Raw genomic sequence first — 26,632 nt, 5'->3', positions numbered from 1 at the left:
TTCTAACTAATGCAAAACAGAACCGGAATTCTTATTCTGACGGGAGTTATTACAGCCATCTGTATCTACTTCCTGTCGTTCACCTTCGTGTCGCGTAACATCAAAGCCGATGCTGAGACTTACGCGACGACCAAAGATGGTCAGGTTGACCGCAACAAAAAACAGCGTTACCTCGATTCGCTCTGGAAAGAGCCTGTCTATTTGGGCAGCACCCTGCAGGAAGTAACCGAGCGCGAACTGGGTCTGGGTCTTGACCTTCAGGGAGGTATGCACGTCGTGCTGGAAGTGTCGCCCGTTGAAATTATGCGCAGCCTGTCCGGTAACAACCGTGACCCTAAATTCAATCAGGCTTTGAAGCAGGCGCTGGAAGACCAGAAAACGAGCACCAAGCCCTTTGTAGACCTGTTTGTCAGTGCCTTCCAAAAGATTGCACCCGGTACCAAACTAGCCACCGTATTTGCTACCAGTGCCAACCGGAGCAAAATCAATTACCAGTCGACGGATACCGAAGTACAAAAGTTACTGACCAGTGAGGTGAATGATGCCACCACCCGGGCCTTCCAGATCATTCAGGCGCGGGTCGACAAGTTTGGAGTTGCCAACCCAAACATTCAGCGGTTACCCGGTTCGGGCCGGATTCAAATTGAACTACCGGGCGTTGACAATCCAGAACGTATCCGTCGCCTGCTGACGGGCGCGGCCAAACTGGAATTTACCGAAGTCTATCGCCTGAACGAACTCGCCCCGGCTATTGAAGGTATGGGGGCGTATTTGTTGCGCGAAGAAACTGTCCGCAAAGCCTCATTGAACACAACGGCTCCGGCAGCAGGAACGGCTGCCAAAGGAACGTCGAGCCTTGAGTCACAACTGGCGCAGGGTGCCAAGAAAGATTCGACAGCCGCCGGGGATACAGCAGCCGCAGCCGCGCAGGGAACTGCTCTGACGCAACTGTTTTTGCCCGTTGGCCAGGATCAACTGGGTGTTTACTTGAAAGATACAGCCCGTGCCAATGAGGTACTGAATGCTGCCGAAGTAAAAAGTCTGTTTCCGTCCGATGCCGTATTTGTCTGGGATCGGAAACCGTATAAAGCAACGGATGGTAAGGAAATTCTACCCCTGTATTTCATTAAAAAACCAGGTGGGCGTTCTCCCCTCGAAGGCGATGTAATCACTGATGCTACCAGTGATTATGATGACCGGGGTCGTCCGGAAGTGACGATGAACATGAATGCCGAAGGTGCCCGCAAATGGCGGAACCTCACGGCTGCCAATGTAAACCGGCCCGTGGCTATTCTGCTGGACAACCTGGTTTATACCGCTCCCAACGTACAGAACGAGATTCCAAACGGACGTTCGAGCATTTCGGGCAACTTCACCATTGAAGAAACCAAAGATTTAGCCAACGTGCTAAAAGCCGGTAAACTTCCTGCCCCTACCAACATTGTGGAAGAGAGTATTGTGGGTGCCACGCTGGGTTCCGAAGCCGTTAATGCCGGGGTACTATCATCTATCGTTGGTATTCTGCTGGTGCTGGCCTTTGTGGTGTTCTACTACAACCGGGCCGGTCTCATTGCCGATTTAGCGCTTGTAGTAAACCTCTTTTTCCTGTTGGGTGTCATGGCCTCGCTGGGTGCCGTACTAACCATGCCGGGTATTGCCGGTATCGTGCTCTCTATTGGTATGGCCGTGGATGCGAACGTACTTATTTTCGAGCGGATTAAAGAAGAACTGGCGGAAGGAAAAGGCTTCAAACAAGCCGTTGGGGATGGTTTCAAAAACGCGCTGTCGTCTATCATCGACTCCAACGTAACTACCTTCCTGACGGGTATCGTTTTGTTTGCCTTCGGAACGGGCTTGATTCTGGGCTTCGCTACCACGCTGATTATTGGTATCCTGACCTCTCTGTTCGCGGCTATCTTCATCACCCGCCTGATTCTGGAGTACTATATTCGGAACGGTAAAACCCTGTCTTTTTCGTCGAAATGGGCAAAAAACCTGTTCGCTGATTCCAACTTCGATTTCGTATCCCGCCGGAAACTGTACTACACCGTCTCGTCGGTTATCATTGCACTTGGTATCGTTTCGGCTATTTACAAAGGGTTTGGCTTAGGTGTCGATTTTAAAGGCGGCCGTTCGTACGTCGTTCGGTTTGAGAAAGCGGTAAGTACAGACGATGTTCGTAGTTCATTGGAGACTGTTTTGGGTGCTGCCCCCGAAGTAAAAACGTATGGTGGTACGGGTATCGGCTCTAATCAGGTGAAAGTAACGACTCCTTTCCTGATCGACGATAATACGCAGGGAGCCGACAAGCGGGCTGAATCAACGATTTATCAGGGTTTGAGCAGCATCAAAGGCAATCCAGCCCGGATTGAAAGCTCGCAGAAAGTAGGACCAACTATAGCGAATGATATTCTGACCTCTGCCATATGGTCCATCCTGCTAGCCGTAGCAGTCGTATTCGTTTACATTCTTATTCGCTTCAAGCGACTGGCGTTCGGCTATGGAGCGGTAGTGGCCATGTTCCACGACGTACTGATTATCCTGGCTATTTTCACCTTCTTCAACGGCATCCTGCCCTTCTCACTGGATGTAGACCAGGCTTTCGTGGGCGCATTGCTGACCATCATGGGTTACTCCATGAACGACACTGTGGTTGTGTTTGACCGGGTACGTGAATACCTGAATGAAAATAAAGGCCGGAGTGAAAGTATTCCGACCATTATCAACAACGCGCTGAACAGCACGCTGAGTCGTACGGCCGTAACGGGTTTCTCCACGATTCTGGTACTGCTGGTACTGTTCATCTTCGGGGGCGAAACTATCCGTGGTTTCTCGTTCGCGATGCTGATCGGTGTAATCGTGGGTACTTACTCTTCCCTGTTCGTCGCTACTCCTATTGTGGTTGATGCACTCAGCCGTGATCAGGAAAAGGGCGAAAATATGAGCGATAAGCCTGCCGTAGCTGAGAAGAAAACAGGCTTCGATGCCGTTCCGGTAGACTTTACGAGTGCCGCCCCCGCCACACCGGCTGAGTTCACGGCCAAGAAGGAGAAGAAAGACAAGAAGCCCTTAATCCGGCCTTCGCAGTCATAAAATCAGAGAGCGAATGGGTGAAAGAGTGAACGAGCGGGTGGCATTCAATATTTTTTTTCGCTCGTTCACTCTTTCACCCATTCGCTCTTTAATTTTCGTATATTTCGGCTTAAATGCCCTATAATCTTTTTCGAAGAGACACTATCACCAAACTCTATTTTGCTGCATGGAAACTAAATCAAAGCCTGTTAATACTAGTGTTATGCGCAAAAAGCCGCTTGCGGCTTATGCGGCAGACATGCAAAAAAGCGAACTAAAACGTGTTCTGACTCGATGGGGTCTCACCTCACTCGGTATCGGGGCCGTTATTGGGGGGGGCATTTTTGTACTAACGGGTATTGCCGCCAACGAATGGGCTGGACCAGCACTAGCCCTGGCGTTTGTGATTGCCGGGATAGCCTGTACGTTTGCCGCCTTGTGCTACGCCGAGTTTGCGTCTATTCTACCCGTTGAAGGCTCAGCCTATGCTTATTCGTATGGTACGGTAGGCGAGTTATTCGCCTGGCTTATTGGCTGGAACCTGATTCTGGAATATATGATGGGGGCTACTACCGTAGCAGTAAGCTGGTCGGGCTATTTTGAGAAGTTTCTGCACCTGTTCCATATTGATCCACCCCTTTGGTTGATGAACGACCCTATTACCGCTCAGGAAAAGGCGGACGTTATGCGGGCTGCGGGCCAGATAGTGCCTGAATTCAGTTTTGCCGTCAACCTGCCGGCCTTCCTGATTGTGTGGGTGGTAACGTATATCCTGGTGAAGGGGATCAAAGAAGCGGCTAGTACAAACAACCTCATTGTCATCGTGAAGGTGGCAACGGTCATCTTTGTTGTCATAGCCGGTTCTTTTTATATAGATGTGGCCAACTGGACCCCTTTTATTCCGGCTCCGGTTGTGGACGACACCGGGCAAACTCACTTCGGATTTGATGGTATTGTAACCGCTGCAGGTATCGTTTTCTTCGCCTATATCGGTTTCGATGCGGTTTCCACCCAGGCTGGTGAGGCTATCAACCCCAAGAAAGATGTTCCCTTCGCCATCATTGCCTCGCTGATTATCTGTACCGTATTGTATATCCTGGTTTCGCTGGTGCTGACGGGAATGGTTCCTTACAACCAGCTTGACCTGAAGGCCCCGGTAGCGCAGGCATTCTCTGATGTAGGCCTGACCTGGTCGGTGTACCTGATTACTATTGCAGCCATCGCGGGTCTGACCTCGGTTATGCTGGTCATGATGCTGGGACAGACCCGGATTTTCCTGGGTATGGCCAAAGACGGATTGCTACCCAGGAATCTTTTTGCGTCTATTCACCCCAAATTCAAAACGCCCTGGAAGAGTACCATTTTTGTGGGCGCAGTTGTTTCAATAGTGGCTGCTGTCACTCCCATTGATAAAGTGTCGCAGCTAACCAGCTCAGGAACCTTGTTTGCTTTTGCCATGATTTGTGGAGCGGTATGGCTACTGCGCGTTCGGGAACCAAATCTGGAACGCCCCTATCGTACCCCTGCCCTGCCGGTGATTGCCACCCTGGGAATTGTGGCGAACCTGTATCTGATGTGGAACCTGCGGACAGACACGAAACTCACCTTTTTAGTCTGGGGTATCATTGGTTTGATTGTTTACTTTCTTTACAGCCGCAAGCACAGTAACCTGAACAATCCTCAGGAGTAGCTTAATTGATTTGTATAAAACCTGTAAAACGCCCCCAACAACGTGTCGGGGGCGTTTTGTGTTTAGAGATTTTTCCGTCAGCCGTCTTTACCGCGCAAAAAAGGTAAAAATCCGTCTGTGTGACGTTAGTCACATAACAAGAGCATCGCCCACCCTACTTTTGTTGCGTAATGAGTATTCAGGAACTAATTGGTTACGCTTCGGCAGTGGTTGTGGGATTGGTTATTGGGTTGGCCGGGGGCGGAGGTTCTATATTGACCGTTCCAATCTTCGTCTACGTATTCGGCGTCCCAACCATGCTGGCCACTACTTACTCCCTGTTTGTAGTGGGGTCAACGTCGGCGATTGGATCCATTAATCATATCTGGAAAAAACGGGTAGACTTGCGGGTAACGATGGCTTTTGCCGCCCCCTCATTCCTGTCGGTTTATCTGACCCGCCGGTTTCTGGTTCCTGCCCTCCCCGACCCTCTGTTTCAATTCGCTACGTTTACGTTATCGAAGAACGATGCCATTCTGTACTTTTTCGCTTTCGTTATGGTTGTGGCTGCCCGCGCCATGATTCGCAGCGACCAGCCGGAACAGGGTGAAGCCGCTGATGGTCATCCCCGTTATGTAAGCTTGGCTCTCGATGGGCTGGCGGTAGGTTTGCTAACGGGGACAATTGGAGCCGGGGGCGGGTTTATTATCGTACCCATGCTGGTACTGCTGGCTGGGCTGCCCATTCACCGGGCCATAGCAACATCGGTGTTAATAATAGCCGTGAATTCATTCGTCGGTTTTCTGGGCGACATGCACCACACGGCTATGGACTGGAATTTTCTGTTACCCTTTACCAGTTTATCCATTGGTGGTATTTTCATTGGCATGTACCTGGCCCGCTTTATAGCCTCCGACAAATTAAGAAAAGGTTTCGGGTGGTTTGTATTGACGGTGGCAGGTTACATAATTTTTCAGGAAATATTCCACGGACATTAGTCCGTCCTTACCAACCTGGGTATACACCCAATCAATTACTATGCTAATCGAACAGATTTATACAGGCTGCCTGGCGCAGGGAGCCTACTACATTGAAAGCAACGGAGAAGCCGCTATTATCGACCCACTGCGCGAAACGGCCCCTTACATACAGAAGGCGGAGCGGTCGGGGGCAAAAATAAAGTACATTTTTGAAACCCATTTTCACGCCGATTTTGTATCGGGTCATCTGGATCTGGCCAAAGAAACGGGCGCAACCATTGTGTATGGTCCGCAGGCCAACACAGCCTATCCGGTTCATCATGCTACCGACGGCGAGCAGTTTACGGTGGGTACTCTCACCATCAGGGTGCTGCATACGCCCGGCCATACATTCGAATCGACTACTTATTTACTGATTGACGCGGCCGGGAAAGATCACGCCATTTTTACCGGTGATACGCTGTTCATTGGCGATGTAGGGCGGCCGGATTTAGCCATAAAAGGGACGCTAACCGAACGCGACCTGGCGGGTATGCTATACGACAGCCTGCAAACTAAAATCATGCCCCTGGCCGATGATGTTATCGTTTATCCGGCTCATGGCGCGGGTTCGGCCTGTGGCAAGAATATGAGTAAGGAAACGGCCGATTCGCTGGGTAATCAGAAGCGGTTCAATTATGCTTTACAGGCCAAGTCGAAAGCCGAGTTTGTCGAAAAAGTGCTGGATGGCCTGACTACCGCCCCCGCTTATTTTGCGGAGAATGCCCGGCTTAACAAAGAAGGCTACGAATCCATAAACCGGGTGATGCAGCGCGGCAGTCATGCCCTCTCGGCCGAGGCTTTCGAAGCTGCAGTGAATGAAACCGGTGCTCTGGTGCTGGACGTTCGGGAAGCCGCCGATTTTGCAAAGGGGTTTATCCCAAATGCTATTAACATTGGTCTGAATGGACAGTTTGCTCCTTGGGTAGGCGCGCTCATCCCCGATCTGAAACAACCAATTGCCCTCGTCACCCCCGAAGGGCAGGAGAGTGAAACCGTTTTGCGGCTGGCCCGTGTTGGGTATGATGCCTGTATCGGTTTTTTGGCGGGTGGCATGGCTGCCTGGAAACAGGCAGGAAAGGAAATTGATACGGTTACCTCTGTTACGGCCGACGAGTTTGCCCGGCAGCACCGGCAAAACCCGTCAATAGCCGTTGTTGACGTTCGGAAGCCCGACGAGTTTACGAGTGGCTATGTAGCCAATGCCGAAAATTTCCCTTTAGACAATCTCAACGAGTATATGGCAGAGCTGACCCACGACGAACCGCTTTATGTTCACTGTGCCGGTGGTTATCGCTCTATGATAGCCAACTCGATACTTAAGGCACGAGGTTTCGATAATGTTGTAAATGTGGAGGGTGGCATTGCTGCCATCCAAAAAACGGGGGTACCCGTACATACAAAACAATCGGTTAACCAGTAAATTCTTTTTATTGTGCTCGACTTCATCTCACAGCCCTGGCCCTGGTACGTGGCCGGTACGCTCATTGGTCTCATTGTACCCACGTTGCTTATTCTGGGCAACAAAGCCTTTGGCATTTCCTCTTCGCTGCGACACATCTGCGCGGCCTGTATACCCGCCAAACTTCCGTTTTTCGATTATGACTGGCGTAAAGAGTCCTGGAACCTGTGGTTTGTGGGTGGTATTGTTGTTGGCGGGTTCATTGGCGGTTCATTGCTGAAAAACCCGGCAGCCATGATTATTGCTCCCGATACCCTGCACAGTTTACAGGCCCTGGGTATCCGTGATTTTACCAGTGGCTTGTTGCCCACAGATATTTTCAACTGGGGAAATTTATTCACCGCCAAAGGGCTGGTCTTCTTCATTCTGGGTGGATTTCTGGTCGGTTTCGGTACCCGTTATGCGAGGGGATGCACATCGGGACATGCTATTATGGGATTGTCCAATCTGCAATGGCCTTCGCTCGTAGCCACGGTAAGTTTTATGATAGGCGGCTTCGCCATGACCCATCTGGGTATGCCTTATCTCATGCGCTGGGTGGGCCTCTAAGCCCGGAAGGTTGGTTCTTTTTTCAAAATTTTACGGTTTAAATAGCATGGTTCTTACAGGCAAATCAGAAGAGAAGATAGCTCCCGTAGCAACGCGCACTAAAGTAGCCAACTGGAAATTTGGTCTGGTGGGCGTTTTCTTCGGTATTGTATTCGTCAAAGCGGAGGTGATCTCCTGGTTTCGGATTCAGGAAATGTTCCGGCTCGATTCATTCCACATGTACGGCATTATTGGTACAGCCGTAGTAATAGGCATAATTTCCGTTTTCCTCATTAAACGACTAAATATCAAAACCTTACAGGGCGACCCCATCACTATTACGCCAAAGCAATTCAGCAAGGGGCAGATTTATGGAGGGCTAATGTTTGGGTTTGGCTGGGCCATTACGGGTGCCTGCCCAGGGCCATTATTCGCTCAGATTGGCGCGGGTTACTCCGTGGTTATCGTGTCTCTGCTAAGTGCTATTGCTGGTACATGGGTTTACGGAGCCCTTCAAAAGTACCTACCGCATTGAGGGCGAGTATGCTTCGTTGCCAGCATCTCATCCTGCCTGTTCTGTAAGCGGGCGATTTAAATCGCTCGCTTACAGAACAGGAACAATCAGGCCAAGGCCTTTTTTAAATCTCTTACTTCTCATTACTTCTTCTCCGGCATCAGCACCAGCCGAATGTAGTTTGAGCCAAAATACTGGTTAGCGGCTTCTTTTGTACTCTCTACAGTCACCTTGGCCAGCTGCGCGTCTTCGTGCAGCACCTCATCGGGCGCATCGCCGTTGTAATACTGGTTCTGGAGGTAGCCGAGCCAGAACTGGTTATCTTTCAACTGCAGTTCCGTTTCCCGGCGGGTTTCGGCTTTAAACTTAGCGATGTCGGTGGGTAAGGCTCCTTTTTGTTTGAGGTCATTAATTAACGCCTGCGTTTTGGCAATCAGTTTATCCACGTTTTCAGGGGCACAGCCAAAGTTGATGCGAAAGGTATAGCGAGGCACCGGATATTTGGCGTAAGCACCATTGGCACTCACTCCATACACGCCACTTTCCTCTTCGCGGAGCTTCTCAATCAACTTAATTTCCAGCACTTCACCCAATGCGTCCAATTGCATCGTCGTTTCCGGCGACCAGGTAATATCGCCACTATAAATCAGTTGAACAGAAGCTTTGGGGTCAAGTCCCTTATAGACCGTTTTGCTGACTTCCCCCTTTGGCGCCCGGATACCCAGGTCCTTAAATTTCTCCTTTGTATCTGTGGCAGGCAAACCGCCGAGATACTTTTCGACCAGTGGCTTCAACGTTTCCTCCTTAATGTTACCCACAAAGAAGAATGTAAAGTCACCCGCATTGGCGAAGCGCTCCTGGTAAATTTGAATGGCGCGGTCGAGGTCAATTTTATCCAGGTCGGCGGGTGTGAGGGGTTGCCGACGTGGATTATTACTCCCCAGCGTCACCGTTACCGTGTCCTGAAACACCTGCTGGGGCGTGGGTGTGTTGATACGATTTTGCAGGGCACTTCGCTGATTGGATAGAAAGCCTTTTATTACATCGGCATCTTTGCGGGGTTGTGTAAAGTAGCTGTAAATAAGCTGCATAGCTGTTTCCAGTTCCTTCGGAGCTGTACTGCCGCCAATCCCTTCGTTCAGTTCCCCCACAAAAGGATACACACTAACCTGTTTCCCCGACAGAAATTTGCCGAGTTGAATTTGGTTGTACGCCCCCGTTCCACCCATAGCGGCCAGCGTACTCGCAAACCGCGCCGATGGGAAGTCCTTCAGGTCGTACAGCGAAGAACCACCGAAGCTAGTGGCCGAAAACAGAATCTGGTCATTCTTGAAGTCCGTGGGTTTAACCACTACGTGAACACCGTTTTTAAGTGTCCACTCCGTTACACCGATGTCCTTGATTTTTTTCTCCTCCACCACGGGCAAGCCCGTTGGTACTTTTGCCAGCAGTGGGCTATCGAGCGTTTTATCGTCGTAGGCGGTCAGTCCTTTTCCCGCATCGTTTACATAGCTCAAAATCTGGGCTTCGGTTGGGAGTTTGTCCTTATCCTTCTCCGGTGCCAGGACAATCACGGCCCGGTTGTCATTATGGATAAACAGGTCGACAAGGGCGTTTACTTCGGGGAGTTTGATGCCGTCCTGCTCCCGCTTCAGGAAATCGTAGTAGAATTCGATGCTGGTGTATGGCTCCTTATCCGTGAAATTCTGAACGTACTCGTTCACGTAATTGACGGACCGGGTTTTGTTCCGTTCGCTGTACGCCTGCTCTACACTCGTCATGAACTCCTGCTTGGCACGGGCCAATTCGGTGGGGGTAAAACCAAACTGTTTAACGCGGGCATTCTCGTCCAGCACCGCTTTAATGGCTCGCTCTACGTTGCCTTCTTTCGCGATGGCAATAGACGTAAACGCATCCAGATTGCCCAGAAAATCGCTGTAGTTACTGTAGCCACCCAGAAACGGCGGGTCGGCCTGTTGGGTGAGTTCCTGAATCCGGTTGCCCAGCATGGTGTTGAACAATCCCCGTTTGATGCTCTCGCGCAGGTCGTTTAAGGTTTTCTCCTTTATTTCGGGCCGTTTATAAATTACCTGCACCACCGTGTTGGGCTGTTCGGGGTCGGTTACAATAACGACTTTGGTGTCTTTATGCGGAGGAATTTCATACTCCGTCCGGGGCTTGGGCATCTTTACAGCCGGAATCCGGCCAAACTTTTCCCGTATAATCCCCTCTACCTCGCTGATGTTGAAATCGCCCACGGCAATAACCGCCATCAGGTCGGGTCGGTACCAGTCTTTATAAAACTGCTCCAGGGTGGCCGGTTTAAACGTTGTCAGTACCTGCTCCGTACCAATGGGCAGCCGCTTTGCATATTGTGAATCGTTAAGCAGGGCCGGAAAGTACTTGTCACGCATCCGCTGACCAGCTCCACGACCCAGCCGACGCTCTTCCAGTACAACACCCCGTTCTTTGTCAATCTCCGCCGGGTCGAGCGTCGCGTTATGCGCCCAGTCTTCCAGAATCTGAAAACCCCCTTTAAATACGTTGGCCGAATCGGTTGGAACGGGCAGTTGATAAACCGTTTCGTCAAAGCCCGTGTAAGCGTTCAGGTCAGCACCAAACCGCACACCCGCCGATTGCAGAAAATTGACCAGTTCGTTTTTAGGGAAATTTTTCGTGCCATTGAACTCCATATGCTCCATGAAGTGCGCCAGCCCCTGCTGGTTGTCATTCTCCAAAACGGACCCCGCCCGAATCACCAGCCGTAGTTCGGCCCTATTTTTCGGCTCCGCATTTTTACGGATATAGTAGGTCAGTCCATTGGATAGCACCCCTACTTTCACAGCCGGGTCGAGCGGGATGGGCGTATTGAGATTAGTAGTGGCAGATGCCTTTCCAACTTTCGACGGTACTGTACTGACCGTTGCCTTACCGGGTGATTTTGCTTTGGGCGCGGGTTGCGCCAGTACAAGTACTGTACTCAATAAAAAACTTATGCTTAAAGGGAAACGTACCATCTGGTCGCCTGCGGTTTTTGTTCAACGGGTTGAAATCTGGAACAATAACGCCACAATACGCTGAATCGTTTAGCAATTGACTGAGTTAGCAATTTGAGGCTGAAAACGATTAACGTAACCAGTTTCTTACTGTTTCCACACTAACAGTATGGCAATGATGACCGATGCAATAACCGAGAACCAGCAGATGGCGACCACCCACCGAATGGGTATTTCCCACATCGGTGCGTGGAGCAAAACCGTTTCGTCGTCTGCCGCCACTTCCCCGTAAAAATTGCGGGTACAGAAATCTGCCCAGTCATCGTAGTCAACAAACTGGGCCAGGGTATCCAAAGAGTCTGGTGAAGGAACAACCGATGATTGCCAGAAATTTTGCAACGAATGAGCATCAACCCGCTGATGGGTGTAGCGAAAAACAAGATTGCTCAGGTGGGCAAAATCACGCGTTCGCCAGTGGGATGACTGCTCCCAGCGCAACACCCGTTCTATCTGCTGTTTGAGGTCGATGGTATGACGAAACATACCTTAATAATAAAACTTTTTTCCGTAACTCCGTCTCTCCTACACCACCGTCATCAACTGAACAGGGTTCATATCCTGCTTTGGCGCGTCGCAGGTTGAGCAGGCGTAGTCCGCAGGCAACTGCCCAAATGGCGTACCCGGCAGAATCCCAGCTCGTTCATCCCCATATTGTTCGTCGTAAACCGTGAAACAGTGAGGGCACTGGTGCACCGACGGGGCATTTTTGTAATCAGGTTCAATTTTTTCTGTCTCCTGACGTACCGGCTCCAGCCCTTCCTGTATCCGCCCGGCGTTGAATTTACGGCACAGGCGATGCAACTGATTAGGCAGGTGCAGTTTGAGTAAACCTTTCTCAAACAACCGATAGGTCCGGCTGTTGGGATTGAAGTTTTCAGTAAAATAAATGTCGTATAAACTGAACAGGGATACTTGTCCGATTTGTACCAAAGAGCGTTTCCGAATCAGAACGGAGCCGAATACTTCTGATTTTGGCCGTGTCTGAATACCAAAACATACCCCAAACGTTCGGGTGTCGTTTTTCGCAAAGAAGCGAATAATGTAGTTCTTCAGATTGGCCCCGTCTTCGTTTTGGTCCTCGGTTTGCCAGGCCAGTTCATTAGCCGCATGGCGCACGTTGATATTGTGTTTTCCCAGCACATACGACCACATCGCCCGGTCTTTCTCTTCGATTCCTTTAATAATGAGTGATTTCCAGGTTGTCACACACAGCTCGCCGATACGGGTTTTCAGGCACAACGCGCACACATCCAGCAGGAACGCCACCGAGAACTGCTCATCCCGCCGATAAAGTCCCAGCCACGACCGCTGCCCATACCGATTGAATCCTTCATAATAAGGCAGTGAAAATTCGGGTAGGTCAATTTCCTTTACAGCCGGTTGCGTAATAAATGTCTGTCCCGATGTAACAGCCTTATAAATCTCGGCCTCCGTTTGCTTGCCCTCATCCAGCATAGCCTCCTCAATGGCTTTGGCAAGTCGCCCAACGTCGTTGGTATAAATCAATTCGGGCCATCGGAACAAAGTATTCGTTTGTTTCGGCCGAATGTATAAATACAAAAAATGCGGTTCGGGGGAGGTGATAAAATTAAGATTACCCGTGAAAAATGGCGTAAAGCTCTGATTAAAATCGGACAGGTTTACTTTGAGTCGTGGACCGTAATCAAACTGGTCGAGCATGGTATGGTATTCGCTTTCGCGCAGCCACGCCCCCGCCCGAAACACGTCTTCCCCGCAATACGAGCTGATAACATTGGGGTAGGATTCGGTATTTACCTCATACGGCATCGACTGCTGTTTGAGGTCTTTCTCCAGAAAACGCATATCCTCATAATGCACCGTCATCAGCAATTGCTGTCGCGCGCCGAAGCGCACAGTCCGAACATGCGCGCTGTGCGCCATCGTCAGAATAGTTTGCAAAGCACCGGGTGCTACAATACCACCGGGCAAATTGACTTTTACGGTATAGTAATCGCGCATGAAAGTAAAGAGCGAAAGAGTGAAAGAGCGAGTCAATAGGGCGAATTATTCCTCTGCTGAGTATTCGCTCTTTCGCTCTTTCGCTCTTTCACTCATTAAAATAAGTATACTTCGCACTTCGGGTCGGCAGGAGCCGCAGCCGGTTCCGGCCCCCGTTTGCTGGCACAGTTGTTGAAAATCGCTGCATCCAGCCTGAATAGCCCGCTCCAGATTACCCTGCCCGACACTATTGCAGGAGCAAACCAGCTTGCCTGCTACAGGGTCCACTTTCTTGCTGGCCCGCAGCAGTTGCAATCGTTTGTCGGATAGTTCGAGTCCGCTGGCAATGAGTTCGCGAAATTCGGCAAACTCATTTTTATCACCAACCAGTACGGCACCCACCAGTTTATCCCCTTTCACAATGCACTTCTTGTAGTAGCGCTTTGCTTTGTCAATGAAGATGATTTCTTCGTAGTCATTTTTTGATGCGGCTGGCACTTCGGTAATACCCATGCTGCACAGGTGCAATCCCTCCATTTTGAGAATACTAATGGCCAGACTACCCCGGTAGGGTTCCGAAATATCGCCCGCAATGAACCGGGCAGCTACTTCGGCCTGTTGCTCAGCCGCCAGCGTGATACCCCACATCTGACCATCCCACTGGGCCACTTCGCCAGCGGCAAAAATAGCCGGATCAGAGGTTTGCAGGTAATCGTTGACTACCACCCCCCGGTTGCAAACCAGACCCGCTGCCTGGGCAAGTTCAGTATTGGGCACAGTTCCAATGGCAATAACTACCGCCTGACAGGCAATCTGTTTTCCGGAGTTTAATCGCACACCGGCAACGCGGTCCGTTCCTATGTAGGTCTGCACCTCTTCGTTGAAATAAATATCAACGCCCCGGTCAATCAGTTCCAGATACAACAACTCACTGGCCATGGGGTCGAGCTGACGTTCCATGAACCGACCTGCCCGTTGAACCACCGTAACCCGAATCCCAATCTGACGCAGGGAAGCAGCTAATTCCAGCCCCAGTAACCCCCCACCCACAATGACGGCAGCCGGCGGCTCGGCCGATGTACTGCCCGATGGATTCAGGAATGGCATCAGTGAGTCAGCATCCAGCCGGGAGCGCATGTTGAAAATACCGGGCAGGTTCGGTATGCCTTTGGGCATAAATGCCCGGCTGCCGGTACCCAGCAGAATCTTATCGTAGCAGTGCTCTACGCCTTCGGTATCCGTTACAACCTTCGCTTTCCGGTCGATGTGAGCAATCCCCACCCCTTTATGCACAATGATGCGGGCTTCGTCGAACTGGTCTTCTCGCAGTTTGACGAGCTGTTCCCACGATTGCGCTCCACTGATGTAATCGGGTAGCAATACGCGGTTGTAGAACGGAAAAATTTCCTTCGAGAATACATGCAGTTCATCTTCCACCGGCCAGGTAGTCCGGCCCGAACGCAGAGCGCGGTAGGCATTAATAAAGCCAAGTCCGGCAGACCCCGCTCCGATAATGATTATCTTCTCAACCGGCTTCCTGTACGGCGTGACTTCCACCGCCGTAAACTTAAAATCCGGTTCTTTTGAGCGCGGGTCGACCAGCGAATTTGTCAGGTTATTGGCCCGGTTCAGGTTGGCATTCAGCGCATCGCCAGACAGTTGTTTGCCCCAGTGCATCGGCAAAAAACACAGGCCGGGCCTAACATCGTCCGTCAGTTGCACTTTCACGCGCACCTCCCCTCTACGCCCCTGCACCGTTACCAGTTGTCCGTCCTGAATATCGCGGGCACGGGCGTCAACAGGGTTTAGTTGCAGAAAAGGTTGCGGGCTGTGCTGATTAAGTTTGGCCACCCGCCCCGTTTTGGTCATGGTATGCCACTGATCGCGGATACGGCCGGTGGTCAACACCAGCGGAAAGTCAGCATCGGTTGGCTCAGATGTGTTTTCATCGGGTACGGCGTGAATGTTGGCCCGCCCGTTTGCGGTGTAAAATTTGTGGTCGGTGAACAGCCGGGGGGTACCTAAAGACCCTGATCCACTTTTCTTCCTATCATCTGCCGGGAAAGGCCATTGCACCGTTCGTCTTTGCTTCAGCAGGTCATAATTCACGCCGGTTATATCAACGTTTGTACCGGCCGTCAGTTTAGCGTACTCATCGTATACTTCCGAGGGACTGGTGTAGTTGAATGAATCGCCAAAGCCCATTTTTTTGGCAAAGCGCCAGATAATTTCGGAGTCGGGCAATGCTTCGCCGGGGGCATCAATGATTTTGGGCAGGTGAGCAATCCGGCGCTCGGCATTAGTCATGGTGCCTTCTTTTTCAAGCCATGCCGCAGCGGGCAGCACCACATCGGCAAAGGGAACGGTGTCGGCCCGGCTCGACACGTCCTGTACGACCACGAAGCGGGCGTTTTTCAGGGCACTCTCAACCCTATTCACATCTGGCATACTCACCAGTGGATTGGTATTGATAATCCAGATAGCTTTCAGCGAAGCATCGCCCGATTTATCACTGGCCAGCGCATCGAACATTTCGGTAGCTGTCAGGCCGGGTTTGTCAGCAATTTTTACCGGACCGTTCCAGAAGGCTTCGACTTCGGCGCGGTGGGCCGCGTTGGTTACGTCGCGGTGAGCGGGCAGAATGTTAGCCAGACCGCCCGTTTCGCGGCCACCCATTGCATTGGGCTGCCCGGTGAGTGAGAACGGCCCATTGCCGGGTGTACCGATGCGGCCCGTAATCAGGTGCAGGTTGATGAGCGACAGGTTTTTATTGACGCCAACGGCCGACTGGTTCAGCCCCATTGTCCAAAGCGACAAAAAACCTGTTGAGGTACCAATCCAGTGAGCCGCCTGCCGAATACTTTTCGCAGAGATGCCGCACAGATCGGCGGCTTCATCGATAGTACGCAGCATCACCTGCTCCTGATAGGCCGTAAAGCCGTCGGCGTGGTTGGCAATAAAATCGAGGTCGATTACCCCGTTTTCAATCAGTAACCGGCCAATGGCATTATTCAGCACTATGTCGGTGCCGGGTCGGATGGGCAGATGCAAATCCGACGAGCGGGCGGTATCTGTCTTTCGGGGGTCGACAGTAATGATTTTAACGTGCGGGTTGGCTGCTTTGTGCGCTTCCACCCGACGCCAGAGCACGGGGTGGCACCAGGCGGGGTTTGCTCCCTGCACCAGAAAAACATCCGCTTCTTCGATGTCGTCGTAACAAACCGGCACTGAATCTTCGCCCAGCGACAGCTTATATCCCACTACTGCCGACGACATACACAGGCGGGAGTTGGTGTCGATATTGTTCGAGCCAATAAAGCCCTTTATGAGTTTGTTAACCAGATAATACTCTTCCGTGAGGCACTGTCCTGACACATAAAACGCAACGGAATTGGGCCCGTACTTCTGGATGAGTGTTCTAAAAACGGCCGCCGTACGTTCCAGTGCCGCATCCCAGCTAACCCGTTCCAGGGGCATAGACCGGTTGAGCCGCATTTGAGGATACAGCAGCCGGTCAGACTGGTCCATGACCGTATAATGCAGGTTCATCCCCTTCGAGCACAGCAGCCCCCGGTTAGAGGGGTGTTCCTTATCGCCCTCGACGGTTAACCGCCCATGCTGCTCCTGTTTGACCACGATTCCGCAACCAACACCACAATAACAACAGGTAGTTTGATGAGTCATAAGGTGTTGAATGATGAATTATAAATGATGAATGCGCTAGACTTAACTGTATGGATAATTTATCATCGCACCGGCGACCCGGTTATAATTCATCATTAAATTACGCCGTCTGCAACTCCGATTCGGCGGGTTCTATGACGACGGCTTTGTTGAAATTGACCAGGAACAGCAGCACACCCACTACGGCTACCACCCCGCCGATATACAGAAATGCCTGCCCATAACTGATGTTCTGCGACTTGAACAGGAAGCCCATCAGCATACCACCTACGTTACCACCCGCGCCCACCACACCCGAAATAACACCAACGGCTTTGGGGTTTACGAAGGGCACGATGGCATACGTACTCCCGTTCGACATTTTCAGGAACAGGGCGAAGGTCAGCATGGACGCAATGGCCAGCGGCAGACTACCCGCCTGCGCAAACAGCATAATACCTGCTCCTTCCAGCAGCAACAGGCTCGCCAGCAGTACGCCTTTACCCCGCATACCGTACTTGTTCCCTACTCTATCGGCAACGATACCACCGAGGGCACGGGCAAAAATATTCATGAAACCAAACAGCATGGCCCAGAAACCGGCTTCGGTTTGCTCCATCTTAAAATTGTCGAAGAAGTACAAAGCCGCCACGCCATCAAACGTAATTTCCATCCCGAAGCAGCAGGCATACGCCAGCGCCAGTGCCCACACGCGCATGTCGGAGCAGGCTTTCCAGAAACTGATTTGCTCACTTTTTGCCACTGTCCGGTCAATGTCGTCGTAGTTACCTGCTGGTGTGTCGGTGGTGTAACGGTAGTAGAGAAACGCCAAAACCAGCATCATTACGCCCGGCACAATCATGGCTAACCGCCAGGCTTCAGGTTTGGTATAACCAAAACCAACGATTACGGCCATGATAAGGGGCATAGCTAACTGCGTAATGCCGCCACCCAGGTTACCCCAGCCACCCGTCAGAGCATTGACGGTACCCTTGATTTTGGGCGCAAACATCATTGAGGTATGAAACTGCGTGATAACGAACGATGCCCCGATGGTGCCAATGGCCAGGCGAAACAACAGAAACGTCGTGTAATCGTGCGCCAGCCCAACCAGCATAACGGGCAAGGAACCTATCACAAGCAACGCCGTGTAGGTTTTGCGTGGGCCCCAGGTGTCGCAAAGCTTACCCACAATGAGCCGGGCAAAAATAGTAGCCGAGACGGCTGCGATAATAATGTTACCAATCTGGGGTTTGGTCAGGCCCAGGTCCTCCCGAATGGCAGGCATCAGTGGGGCCAGTCCGAACCAGCCAAAGAAACAGACAAAAAAGGCAATCCAGGTCAGGTGAAACGTTCGCATCTGAACGCCTTTCAGGCTAAACACATTGATTGATTCGAGTGGCTTATTCAATACATGCATGATTTCTCAGGTGTTTAAGGTTGTTCAAAAAATAGGTTCTTACTTTTTGGGGGCGTTAGCGGCAAAAAAATCGGGACGGATGTTAATCATCAGATAGGCCCAGGTACCTACCTTATCTTTTTGATTCATCGTGCCCTGTTTGGTGTATTCAAGCGTATTGGTGCCATTCATGATGGCGTACCCCCCTTCAACCGTTGTGAACTTATTAAGGGAATAGGTAGCCGTCAGGTCGTACTCCATGCCTAGCTTCGCAGCCAGGGGGGCACTCGGGGCAGCATCGGGCAATTTGTTGTACACGGTATTGGCCAGTGCGAAGTAGTGCGCGTCGAAACTGGTTGTCAGCCGCTTACCGGTGTATTTCACTTTTAGATAACCATCTTTCAGTCCGCCCGATGGGGAGCCGGTACCGGCATAGAAATAATCCATCAGCCCCCAGAATTTGTGAGGAGTGCCGTACAACGGGTCGAAGCGGCTGGTTTGACCGGCATTTATGGTGGCGTCATTCGTACCCGACAGCACTTCGTAACCGGGCCCAATACTCAGCGGACCACGCTGGAACATCAGGCTAGCCCCGTAGTGATAGGCTTTTTTGAGTTGAAGGCCATCCCGGTCTCTACCCCCCTGTCCGTAGGCAAACGCCTGCCACGCAATGGGTAGACTCTGACCAATCAGTCCGGTCAGCATAGCCCCGTAGGTAATGCGGGAATTGGTACCCGCCACATCGTAACGGCGGCCATATACGTAACCGTTAGTAGCGGACCCAATCGAGTCTACCCGATACTTCTGAAAGTTGTCGTTGAAGAACAGCGCCGAAAATTTCGTTTTATTGAACTTGTGCGCCAGATAAATCATGGTAAATGATTTGAACTGTTGATTTTGCCCGTTGGTACCCACGGCACTAGTCAGTACAGGTAACCCTCCTTTCGTGGCGGTTGGGATAAACCCTGCCGGTACAGCCAGCGTTACGCTTTTGGTAGAGAGAGCGGACGTGGGTACATTTCCCGGAGTGTAATACGTCCCGCTTACGCCAAAGGCATCCGTATTCTGATTAAAGCCAGTACCCAGGTCTAGCTGCCAGCCTTTGTGCTGTGCTTTCAATAGAGCCGCATCAAACCGACGGGCCTGCTGCAGCCAGTCCAGGTTACCAATCAGGCGGGAATCGTCGTACACCATTTCCTGCCGGCCAATTTTCAGCGACAGGTAGTCGATTGGCGCAAATTTCATCGTTGTATCGGCGCGGTTGATGAGCGCCACATCGGCCCATGCTTCGTGAATCATGAGCCTGTTGCCATCGGCGTTAGAGATTGTCGAGGCATCCTGCCCCCACACCCGAACATCCTGAATGGCCATGCCGAACGTAATCCGATCCCACTTGTAGCCGAATGTCAGTCGTGCCCGCTGCGAGGTAAAAGCCGCTGCGGGGCTACCCGCCACCGGTAGGTTACCAACACCATGCCGGATTTCGGTGCGGGTACGCAGCTGACCAATCAGGGAAAACTGGGCGTTAGTTTGTGGCAGCACGCCCACCATAAAGGCGCACAGGAGGGATAATTGTATGAAGTATGGTTTTTTCATTTTAGTGAGGTCATCAGGAAGTAAATAAGCGAAAGAAGACCCTGAACCGCATTTTTTGACGGGCAGGTCACTAGCAACAGGCTAGTTTCTTTATCTCAGAAGTAGTGTAGCAGGATGTGCCCCCGCACAGCATCCTCTTACCCACGCCAGCGTGGTAAAAATCAGACTGCTGGTAAATCGAGAGGCAGTTGTTGGGTGTTGAGAATCGAGCGATTCAACCGAACAGGTTACCCAACTGCTAGGAAAGCAGATTTGCTTTACGTGTTTTTTTTCATTTTCTTTGAATCGTTTGTGTTTTTCGCATAGACAAAACCCTGATTTAGCCGATCCAAAGGTGCCCCCACACCGGATCGGCTTTTTTGTTGTCCAGGGTTGGCATACGTATTAGCCAGCCAACCCTAAACGTTCACCAACCTGCCGCTACCTGTTGCATACAGGTAGCTATGTAGGACGGATGCAGCGTAACGACCTCGCCGATGATGAGCACAGCGGGTGCCCCCACACCCTGCTCTGTTACCAACTGCGGAATAGTCCAGACCTGACCAATAATGCACTGTTCATCAGGCCGTGTCCCATTTTGTACAACTGCCATTGGCAAATAACCGCGTCCGGCCTGACAGTATAGGGCACATAACTCATTTACTTTACTTAAGCCCATCAGGACCACGATGGTAGCGTTCGATTGAACAGCCAGTTTCAGGTCATCCGATAGTTCTCCGTCTCGGGTGGTACCGGTAATGACCCAAAAACTTTCGCTGACGCCCCGGCTGGTAACCGGAATTCCCTGTGATGCCGGTACGGCAATACAACTCGATACCCCCGACACTACGTTACAGGCAATCCCGAATTGACGGGCGTAGGCATTTTCTTCATAACCCCGCCCAAACACGTAGGGGTCTCCCCCCTTGAGCCGAACAACGTGTCCATGCTCCTGCGCCAACCGGACGATCAGCCGGTTTATTTCGTCCTGCGAGAAGGATACCCGTCCCGCCCGTTTGCCCACGTACATTTTCACCGCACGCTCAGGCGCAAATTCCAGTAAGGTACTATTGGCAAGGTCGTCGTATAAAACGACGTCGGCCTGCTGAAGCGTCCTGATTCCTTTTAAGGTAATCAATTCGCCGTCGCCGGGACCCGCCCCCACGAGTGTTAGCTTTGGCTGCATCTGACTTTCCCTTTAGTGCATATAGTAGTATAGTACTATTTTTAGTAAAACGCCACTAATCCGCTTTGACAGTTCAAAAGTAGAGACGAAATTTGTAAAAACAAGCCTTTCTCGAAAAAACATCTTTGTAAATAAACTTTATGCAGAATAATAAGTTAGGAAATGACATAAACACCTCTTACTTTTGACTTGTCTTTTTCGGGGGAAATAAGGCGGTTTTATTAAATTAGTACAATTATTAGTCAGGGTTTTTACAATTCTATAGTTGATTATAACTATGAACACAAACAAAAGAAGCAGTGTCGTTGTCATAGGCAATGGCATGGTTGGCTACAAGTTCTGCGAAAAACTTTTGGCCAAAGACAAAAACAGCGGGCAATTCATGCTGACAGTTTTTGGTGAAGAGCCACGGGTAGCCTACGACCGCGTTCATTTGAGTGCTTACTTCGACGGTAAAACCGCCGAAGACCTGACGATGGCCCCAATGGACTGGTACATCGACAATGGCATTCAACTGTACCTTTCCGACCCGGTTGTGGATATAGACCGGGAGCGGAAACAAATCAGGTCCCACCACGGGGTTGTTGTTCCCTACGATTACCTGATTCTGGCTACGGGGTCTGGTGCCTTTGTACCACCCCTCAGCGGTGTTGAAAAAGATGGCGTATTCGTGTACCGAACCATCGAAGACCTGGACCTGATACAGTCTCACGCGCGTAAAGCCAGAAAAGGAGCGGTATTAGGGGGTGGCTTACTCGGTCTCGAAGCTGCCAAAGCGCTCCTCGATTTAGGGCTGGAAGAAGCTCACGTAGTTGAATTTGCCCCCCGCCTGATGCCCCGCCAACTAGATGATGCCGGTTCGAGCGTTCTACAGCGTCAGCTCGAATCCCTGGGTTTACACATCCACCTGTCAAAAAGCACGCAGGAAATCACCGGCGACGATACCATAACGGGTATGCAGTTCAACGATGGCTCCCACCTGGACGTGGATATGCTGGTGATTTCTGCCGGTATCCGTCCCCGAGATGAACTAGCCAAATTATCGGGTCTGGAAACGCACCCGCGTGGCGGTATTGTAGTAGATAACTTCCTGCAAACATCCGACCCATCCATTTTTGCCATTGGCGAATGCGCCGTTGTCCACCACATGATTTATGGGCTGGTAGCACCCGGCTACGAGATGGCAGAGGTAGTAGCCGCCCGGATGATGGGCGACGACAAGGAGTTTAAGCCCTACGATATGTCGACCAAGCTAAAACTGATTGGCACCGATGTTGGCTCTTTTGGAGACCCGTTTGCTGCTGAACCGGAGTGCCGGACGGTTGTTTACGAGAACAGGGCGAAGGGTATTTATAAGCGCATCAACGTATCGGCAGACGGCAAAGAGTTGCTGGGTGGCATTCTCGTGGGCGATGCTGACCAGTACAACATGCTGCTTCAGACCTGCAAGAACAAAACCATCCTGCCACCCGATGCCGAAGACCTGATTCTGGGTTCGCGCGGGGGTGAGGAAGCAGGTGCGGGCGTTATGAGTTTGCCCGACGATGCGCTTATCTGCTCCTGCGAAGCCATTACGAAAGCCATGCTCTGCCACGAAATTGGGGAAAATGGCAACGATACCATCGACCTGCTTAAAAAGGCAACCAAAGCCTGCACGGGTTGCGGAGGCTGCACGCCTATGGTGAAAGACATTATTCAGGGGGTGCAGAAAGCAAAAGGTGTGTATGTACGGAACATCCTCTGCGAACATTTCGATTTTACGCGGCAGGAATTATTCGATCTGGTGAAGATCAATGGCCTGAAGACCTACACATCCGTGCTGAACACGTTTGGTAAAGGGGATGGATGCGAAGTTTGTAAACCAGCCACTGCGTCTATTCTGGCAAGTTTGTGGAACGAGAATATCCTGGCGAAAGACCGGGCTCCTATTCAGGACTCCAACGACCGTTTTCTGGCGAACATACAGCGGGGTGGTACGTATTCGGTAATGCCCCGCGTAGCCGGTGGCGAAATCTCGCCCGAAAAGCTCATCGTTCTGGGTCAGGTGGCGCAGAAATACGGTCTTTACACCAAAATTACGGGTGGGCAGCGCATCGACCTGTTCGGTGCTCACGTTGGCGATTTACCAAAAATATGGGAAGAGTTGATTGTGGCCGGTTTTGAGAGTGGTCATGCCTATGGTAAATCGCTGCGCACCGTAAAAAGCTGCGTGGGCACTACCTGGTGCCGGTACGGGGTTCAGGACTCCGTTACGTTTGCCATCGAACTGGAAAACCGGTACAAAGGACTCCGGTCTCCCCATAAGCTCAAGTCCGGCGTGTCGGGTTGTACCCGGGAATGTGCCGAGGCACAAAGCAAGGATTTCGGCCTTATCGCCACCGACAAAGGCTGGAATATATACGTATGCGGCAACGGGGGTACCAAACCGCAGCACGCCCAGCTCCTGGCTTCTGACGTAGACAAGGAAACCGCTGTCAACTTACTTGACCGGTTCCTGATGTTCTACGTAAAAACGGCTGACCCACTCGCCCGCACGGCCACCTGGCTAAACAAAATGGAAGGCGGAATGACCTACCTAAAAGCCGTTGTTGTCGATGACGTACTGGGCATTGGAGCCGAACTGGAACGCGAAATGCAACTCATCGTGGACACCTACGCCTGCGAGTGGAAAGAAGTGGTTGAGAATCCTGAACTCCGCAAGCGGTTCTCCCACTTTGTCAATGAGCCGGAAGTGAAAGACCCCACTGTGCAGTTTGAACCCCTGCGCGACCAGGTAAAAGCCAAAGAGTGGGCATAAATGCTTCCAGTCATCTCCCGTAAATCAATCAAACAGGGTATCGGGCTGGCACTCGATACCCCCATAAACGTATCGAAGCAATGGACGTAATAGCGATAAACAAAGACAAATATACCTGGCAGGCAGCCTGCACGGTCGACAGTATTCCTGAAGATGGCGGTGCTTGCGTGCTGCTCAACGGGCAACAGATTGCTATCTTTAATTTCACCCGCCGGGGCGAATGGTATGCTACCACCAATGAATGTCCGCACCGCCAGCAAATGGCGCTATCGCGGGGTATGATTGGCAGCCTGGGTAACGAACCGAAGGTAGCCTGTCCGTTTCACAAAAAGACATTCTCGCTCAAAACCGGGGAGTGCCTTAATGATGAGGGCTACCAGATTGCCACGTTTCCCATTAAAGTGGAGGACGGCGTAGTGTATGTAGGCGTTTGAACACGTCCATCGTTTTTGGCTTACGGTTTCTGATTACGCAATAAACTATGAACCAACTTAGTAGCGAACCTACCGAATACTTCGCGCAGCCAGAAACCGTAAGCCGGATACCGGAGGACGGCCCTTTCAGGAATCAGCTTGATCAGCAGGTAGCCAATCGACTAACCCGATTTTACGTTATCGCGCTCACGCTTCTGGCGGTGTTATCGATAAGCGGTCTTCTGTTTATCCGGCAAACACTCAGCACCCACTACGACGATGGGCGGGTTGTCAACGTAGCGGGGCTGCAACGGATGCTCAGTCAGCGGCTGACCAAACTAGCCTTACTGCGAACCCAGGGCCTGACTACAGCCGACACTGTTTCGTTCGACTCACTACTGGGCGCCTGGGCCTTAAATCATAGCCAGTTACGAAACGGCGTGCTGCGAATGGAGAAAAACTATACCGTTCGGAAAAGTCCTCAACTGGAGCAAATGTTTACCCGGATTGAGCCAGTGTTTCAGTCGATGTACCAACGTTTCAGCCAGATAAACAACCCGGATACGACACCAACTAATCGGGAAGCGGCTCTTGCAGTCATTCTTCGGGACGAGGTGGCTTTTCTTGGACAGATGAACAACATCGTTTTTCAGTTCGATACCGAAAGTTTTGGCCGCGTAAAACAACTGGAGCGTATCGAATGGGTATTGGCCATCGCTACCCTGCTCACCCTGCTTATTGAGGGTCTGTTTGTATTCCGGCCCGTTGTTACGCACACTAAAAAGGTTATCAACCGACTGGCCAGGTCCGAAATGTCCCTGCAACTAGCCAACAATCGGCTGGAAATTACCAATCGGGAGGTACGGGCCGCCAATGAAAACCTTGCCTTTACGAATCGTAAACTGGTAGAAACCCAGCAGGAACTGATTCGAACAACGGAAGAAAAATACCAGTTGAAACTGTCCGAAGAAACCATCCGGTCGGCAGCCCTGCTGGAGGGGCAGGAAGAAGAACGACGGCGCTTTGCCCGCGAACTGCACGACGGCATCGGCCAGATGCTGACCGGTGTAAAACTTCACGCCGAAAAACTGAAATCCTCCGTAACCCTGGATGACGATAAGCAACGGCAGCGGTTTGCTGAACTCTGCAACCTGATTGCCGACATTATCCACACTACCCGGCAGGTTTCCTACAATTTGATGCCCTCTACCCTGAGCGATTTCGGGCTAGGCCCCACGCTGCAACTGCTGGCTCAGCAAACAGGACGTTCGTCGGGAATCGATATACTCTTTACCGGAACCCGTGACGGAAATAGACTCAGTCCGGCAACGGAAATTGGGTTGTATCGCATCGCACAGGAAGCTCTGCATAATGCCATAAAATACGCAGCCGCCCGAACAATATGCATCAATTTGTTACAGGATAGCTATAAATTAGTGCTTTCGGTTGAAGACGACGGTAAAGGGTTTACCTTACAGGATGATCGCCAGAAAGAAAAACCCGTATTAATCGTAAATGGTCTCGATAATATGCGTACAAGGTCCAAGTTGCTCAATGGTGATTTTACCATCCGGTCAAAGCCCAAGAAAGGGACACTTGTTCAGGTAAGCATCGATTTATCAGCCAACACGCACTAGCTATGCCGATACAAATTCTAATTGCCGATGACCATTCTGTGGTCAGAAAAGGGATTCGGACTTTATTGGAAGATGAAGTTGATATGCAAATTGTGGGCGAAGCCTCGGATGGCGACGAAGCGATTGCGTTCCTTTTGGAAACGATACCCGATGTATTACTATTGGACATTACCATGCCCCGGATGTCGGGAATCGAGGTACTGAAAGTTATTTCCCAGCAGTATCCCAGGGTACGAACGCTGATGTTCAGTATGCACAGCAACCCGGAGTATATCCTGAAAGCCGTTCAGCATGGGGCAGCCGGGTACTTGCTGAAAGATAGTGGCCACGAAGAAATATTACGGGCCGTTCGCACCGTGGTTAAAGGAGATCTGTACTACCCACCCAATGCGTCGTCGGTCATTATCCAGCACCTGGTGTTGCCAAACAACGTTCTGCGGAAAGAAGATAAAGCATCTCCTAACAAAAAGGCGTCTATCTGGAATAAAATAACCTCCCGTGAAGCTCAGATTCTGACCTGCCTGATCGACGGCATGAGCAGCCCCGAAATTGGCGAGCGTTTTGGGATAAGTCCCAATACGGTAGCCAACCAGCGGGCCAGTATTCTCCGCAAAGCCGGCGTAAAAACCACCGTCGACCTGATCAGGCAGGCGCTGGAAGAAAAAAGAGTGGAAAATTAACGG

The 26,632-nt window shown here is 51.2% G+C and carries 17 protein-coding genes; 10 read left to right on the top strand and 7 right to left on the bottom strand.

Annotated features, from left to right (window positions below; all coding sequences use genetic code 11):
* Positions 1-9 precede the first annotated feature (9 nt).
* The 6 genes from secDF to B156_RS0121970 all read left to right on the top strand — a co-directional run bounded on the left by secDF (position 10) and on the right by B156_RS0121970 (position 8,285).
* Positions 10-3,093, top strand: coding sequence for a protein translocase subunit SecDF (secDF, locus tag B156_RS0121995; RefSeq protein ID WP_018621951.1), 3,084 nt, complete (start codon positions 10-12; stop codon positions 3,091-3,093).
* 166 nt (positions 3,094-3,259) lie between these two features.
* On the top strand, positions 3,260-4,762 hold the full coding sequence (locus B156_RS0121990) for an APC family permease (protein WP_026260985.1): 1,503 nt from the start codon (positions 3,260-3,262) through the stop codon (positions 4,760-4,762).
* Between the two features lie 170 nt (positions 4,763-4,932).
* Positions 4,933-5,739 carry a sulfite exporter TauE/SafE family protein gene (locus B156_RS0121985; RefSeq protein WP_018621949.1) on the top strand — a complete coding sequence of 269 codons (807 nt, stop codon included), beginning with the start codon at positions 4,933-4,935 and terminating at the stop codon, positions 5,737-5,739.
* Positions 5,740-5,779: 40 nt separating this feature from the next.
* The gene (locus B156_RS0121980) at positions 5,780-7,183 is read left to right on the top strand and encodes an MBL fold metallo-hydrolase (RefSeq protein ID WP_018621948.1); all 1,404 of its coding nucleotides are present in this window, start codon (positions 5,780-5,782) and stop codon (positions 7,181-7,183) included.
* 12 nt (positions 7,184-7,195) lie between these two features.
* Positions 7,196-7,771 (top strand): YeeE/YedE family protein, encoded by a 576-nt coding sequence (locus tag B156_RS0121975; protein ID WP_018621947.1) that lies wholly within the window; start codon positions 7,196-7,198, stop codon positions 7,769-7,771.
* 46 nt (positions 7,772-7,817) lie between these two features.
* The gene (locus tag B156_RS0121970; RefSeq protein ID WP_018621946.1) at positions 7,818-8,285 is read left to right on the top strand and encodes a DUF6691 family protein; all 468 of its coding nucleotides are present in this window, start codon (positions 7,818-7,820) and stop codon (positions 8,283-8,285) included.
* Between the two features lie 122 nt (positions 8,286-8,407).
* Here the strand turns inward: B156_RS0121970 and B156_RS0121965 are convergent, their stop codons facing one another.
* From B156_RS0121965 to cobA, 7 genes are all read right to left on the bottom strand, one after another.
* Positions 8,408-11,281, bottom strand: coding sequence for a M16 family metallopeptidase (locus B156_RS0121965; protein ID WP_018621945.1), 2,874 nt, complete (start codon positions 11,279-11,281; stop codon positions 8,408-8,410).
* A gap of 126 nt (positions 11,282-11,407) precedes the next feature.
* Positions 11,408-11,803 carry a hypothetical protein gene (locus B156_RS0121960; protein ID WP_018621944.1) on the bottom strand — a complete coding sequence of 132 codons (396 nt, stop codon included), beginning with the start codon at positions 11,801-11,803 and terminating at the stop codon, positions 11,408-11,410.
* 39 nt (positions 11,804-11,842) lie between these two features.
* Complete coding sequence (locus B156_RS0121955) at positions 11,843-13,300, bottom strand: rubredoxin (protein ID WP_018621943.1); 1,458 nt, start codon at positions 13,298-13,300, stop codon at positions 11,843-11,845.
* Positions 13,301-13,345: 45 nt separating this feature from the next.
* On the bottom strand, positions 13,346-16,963 hold the full coding sequence (locus tag B156_RS29660; RefSeq protein ID WP_040586186.1) for a nitrate reductase: 3,618 nt from the start codon (positions 16,961-16,963) through the stop codon (positions 13,346-13,348).
* Between the two features lie 100 nt (positions 16,964-17,063).
* The gene (locus B156_RS0121945) at positions 17,064-18,362 is read right to left on the bottom strand and encodes a NarK family nitrate/nitrite MFS transporter (protein ID WP_018621941.1); all 1,299 of its coding nucleotides are present in this window, start codon (positions 18,360-18,362) and stop codon (positions 17,064-17,066) included.
* A gap of 39 nt (positions 18,363-18,401) precedes the next feature.
* Positions 18,402-19,892, bottom strand: a complete 1,491-nt coding sequence (locus B156_RS0121940) for an alginate export family protein (protein ID WP_018621940.1) — start codon at positions 19,890-19,892, stop codon at positions 18,402-18,404.
* 451 nt (positions 19,893-20,343) lie between these two features.
* Entirely contained in the window at positions 20,344-21,102 is a 759-nt protein-coding gene (cobA, locus tag B156_RS0121935; protein ID WP_018621939.1) for a uroporphyrinogen-III C-methyltransferase, read from the bottom strand.
* Between the two features lie 277 nt (positions 21,103-21,379).
* Here cobA and nirB point away from each other — a divergent pair, with 277 nt between their 5' ends.
* The 4 genes from nirB (at position 21,380) to B156_RS0121915 (ending at position 26,629) form a co-directional block, all read left to right on the top strand.
* A complete protein-coding gene (gene nirB / locus B156_RS0121930; protein ID WP_026260984.1) occupies positions 21,380-23,899 on the top strand; it encodes a nitrite reductase large subunit NirB in 2,520 nt (839 codons plus the stop codon).
* An 80-nt stretch (positions 23,900-23,979) separates the two neighbouring features.
* Positions 23,980-24,333 (top strand): nitrite reductase small subunit NirD, encoded by a 354-nt coding sequence (gene nirD / locus B156_RS0121925; RefSeq protein WP_018621937.1) that lies wholly within the window; start codon positions 23,980-23,982, stop codon positions 24,331-24,333.
* A 47-nt stretch (positions 24,334-24,380) separates the two neighbouring features.
* Entirely contained in the window at positions 24,381-25,949 is a 1,569-nt protein-coding gene (locus B156_RS0121920; protein WP_018621936.1) for an ATP-binding protein, read from the top strand.
* Positions 25,950-25,951: 2 nt separating this feature from the next.
* Positions 25,952-26,629, top strand: coding sequence for a response regulator transcription factor (locus B156_RS0121915; RefSeq protein WP_018621935.1), 678 nt, complete (start codon positions 25,952-25,954; stop codon positions 26,627-26,629).
* The last annotated feature ends 3 nt before the right edge of the window (positions 26,630-26,632 follow it).

Origin of the sequence: Spirosoma luteum DSM 19990, assembly GCF_000374065.1 — a bacterium.
GTDB lineage: Bacteria > Bacteroidota > Bacteroidia > Cytophagales > Spirosomataceae > Spirosoma > Spirosoma luteum.
This window is presented reverse-complemented; position numbering and strand designations above follow the sequence as displayed.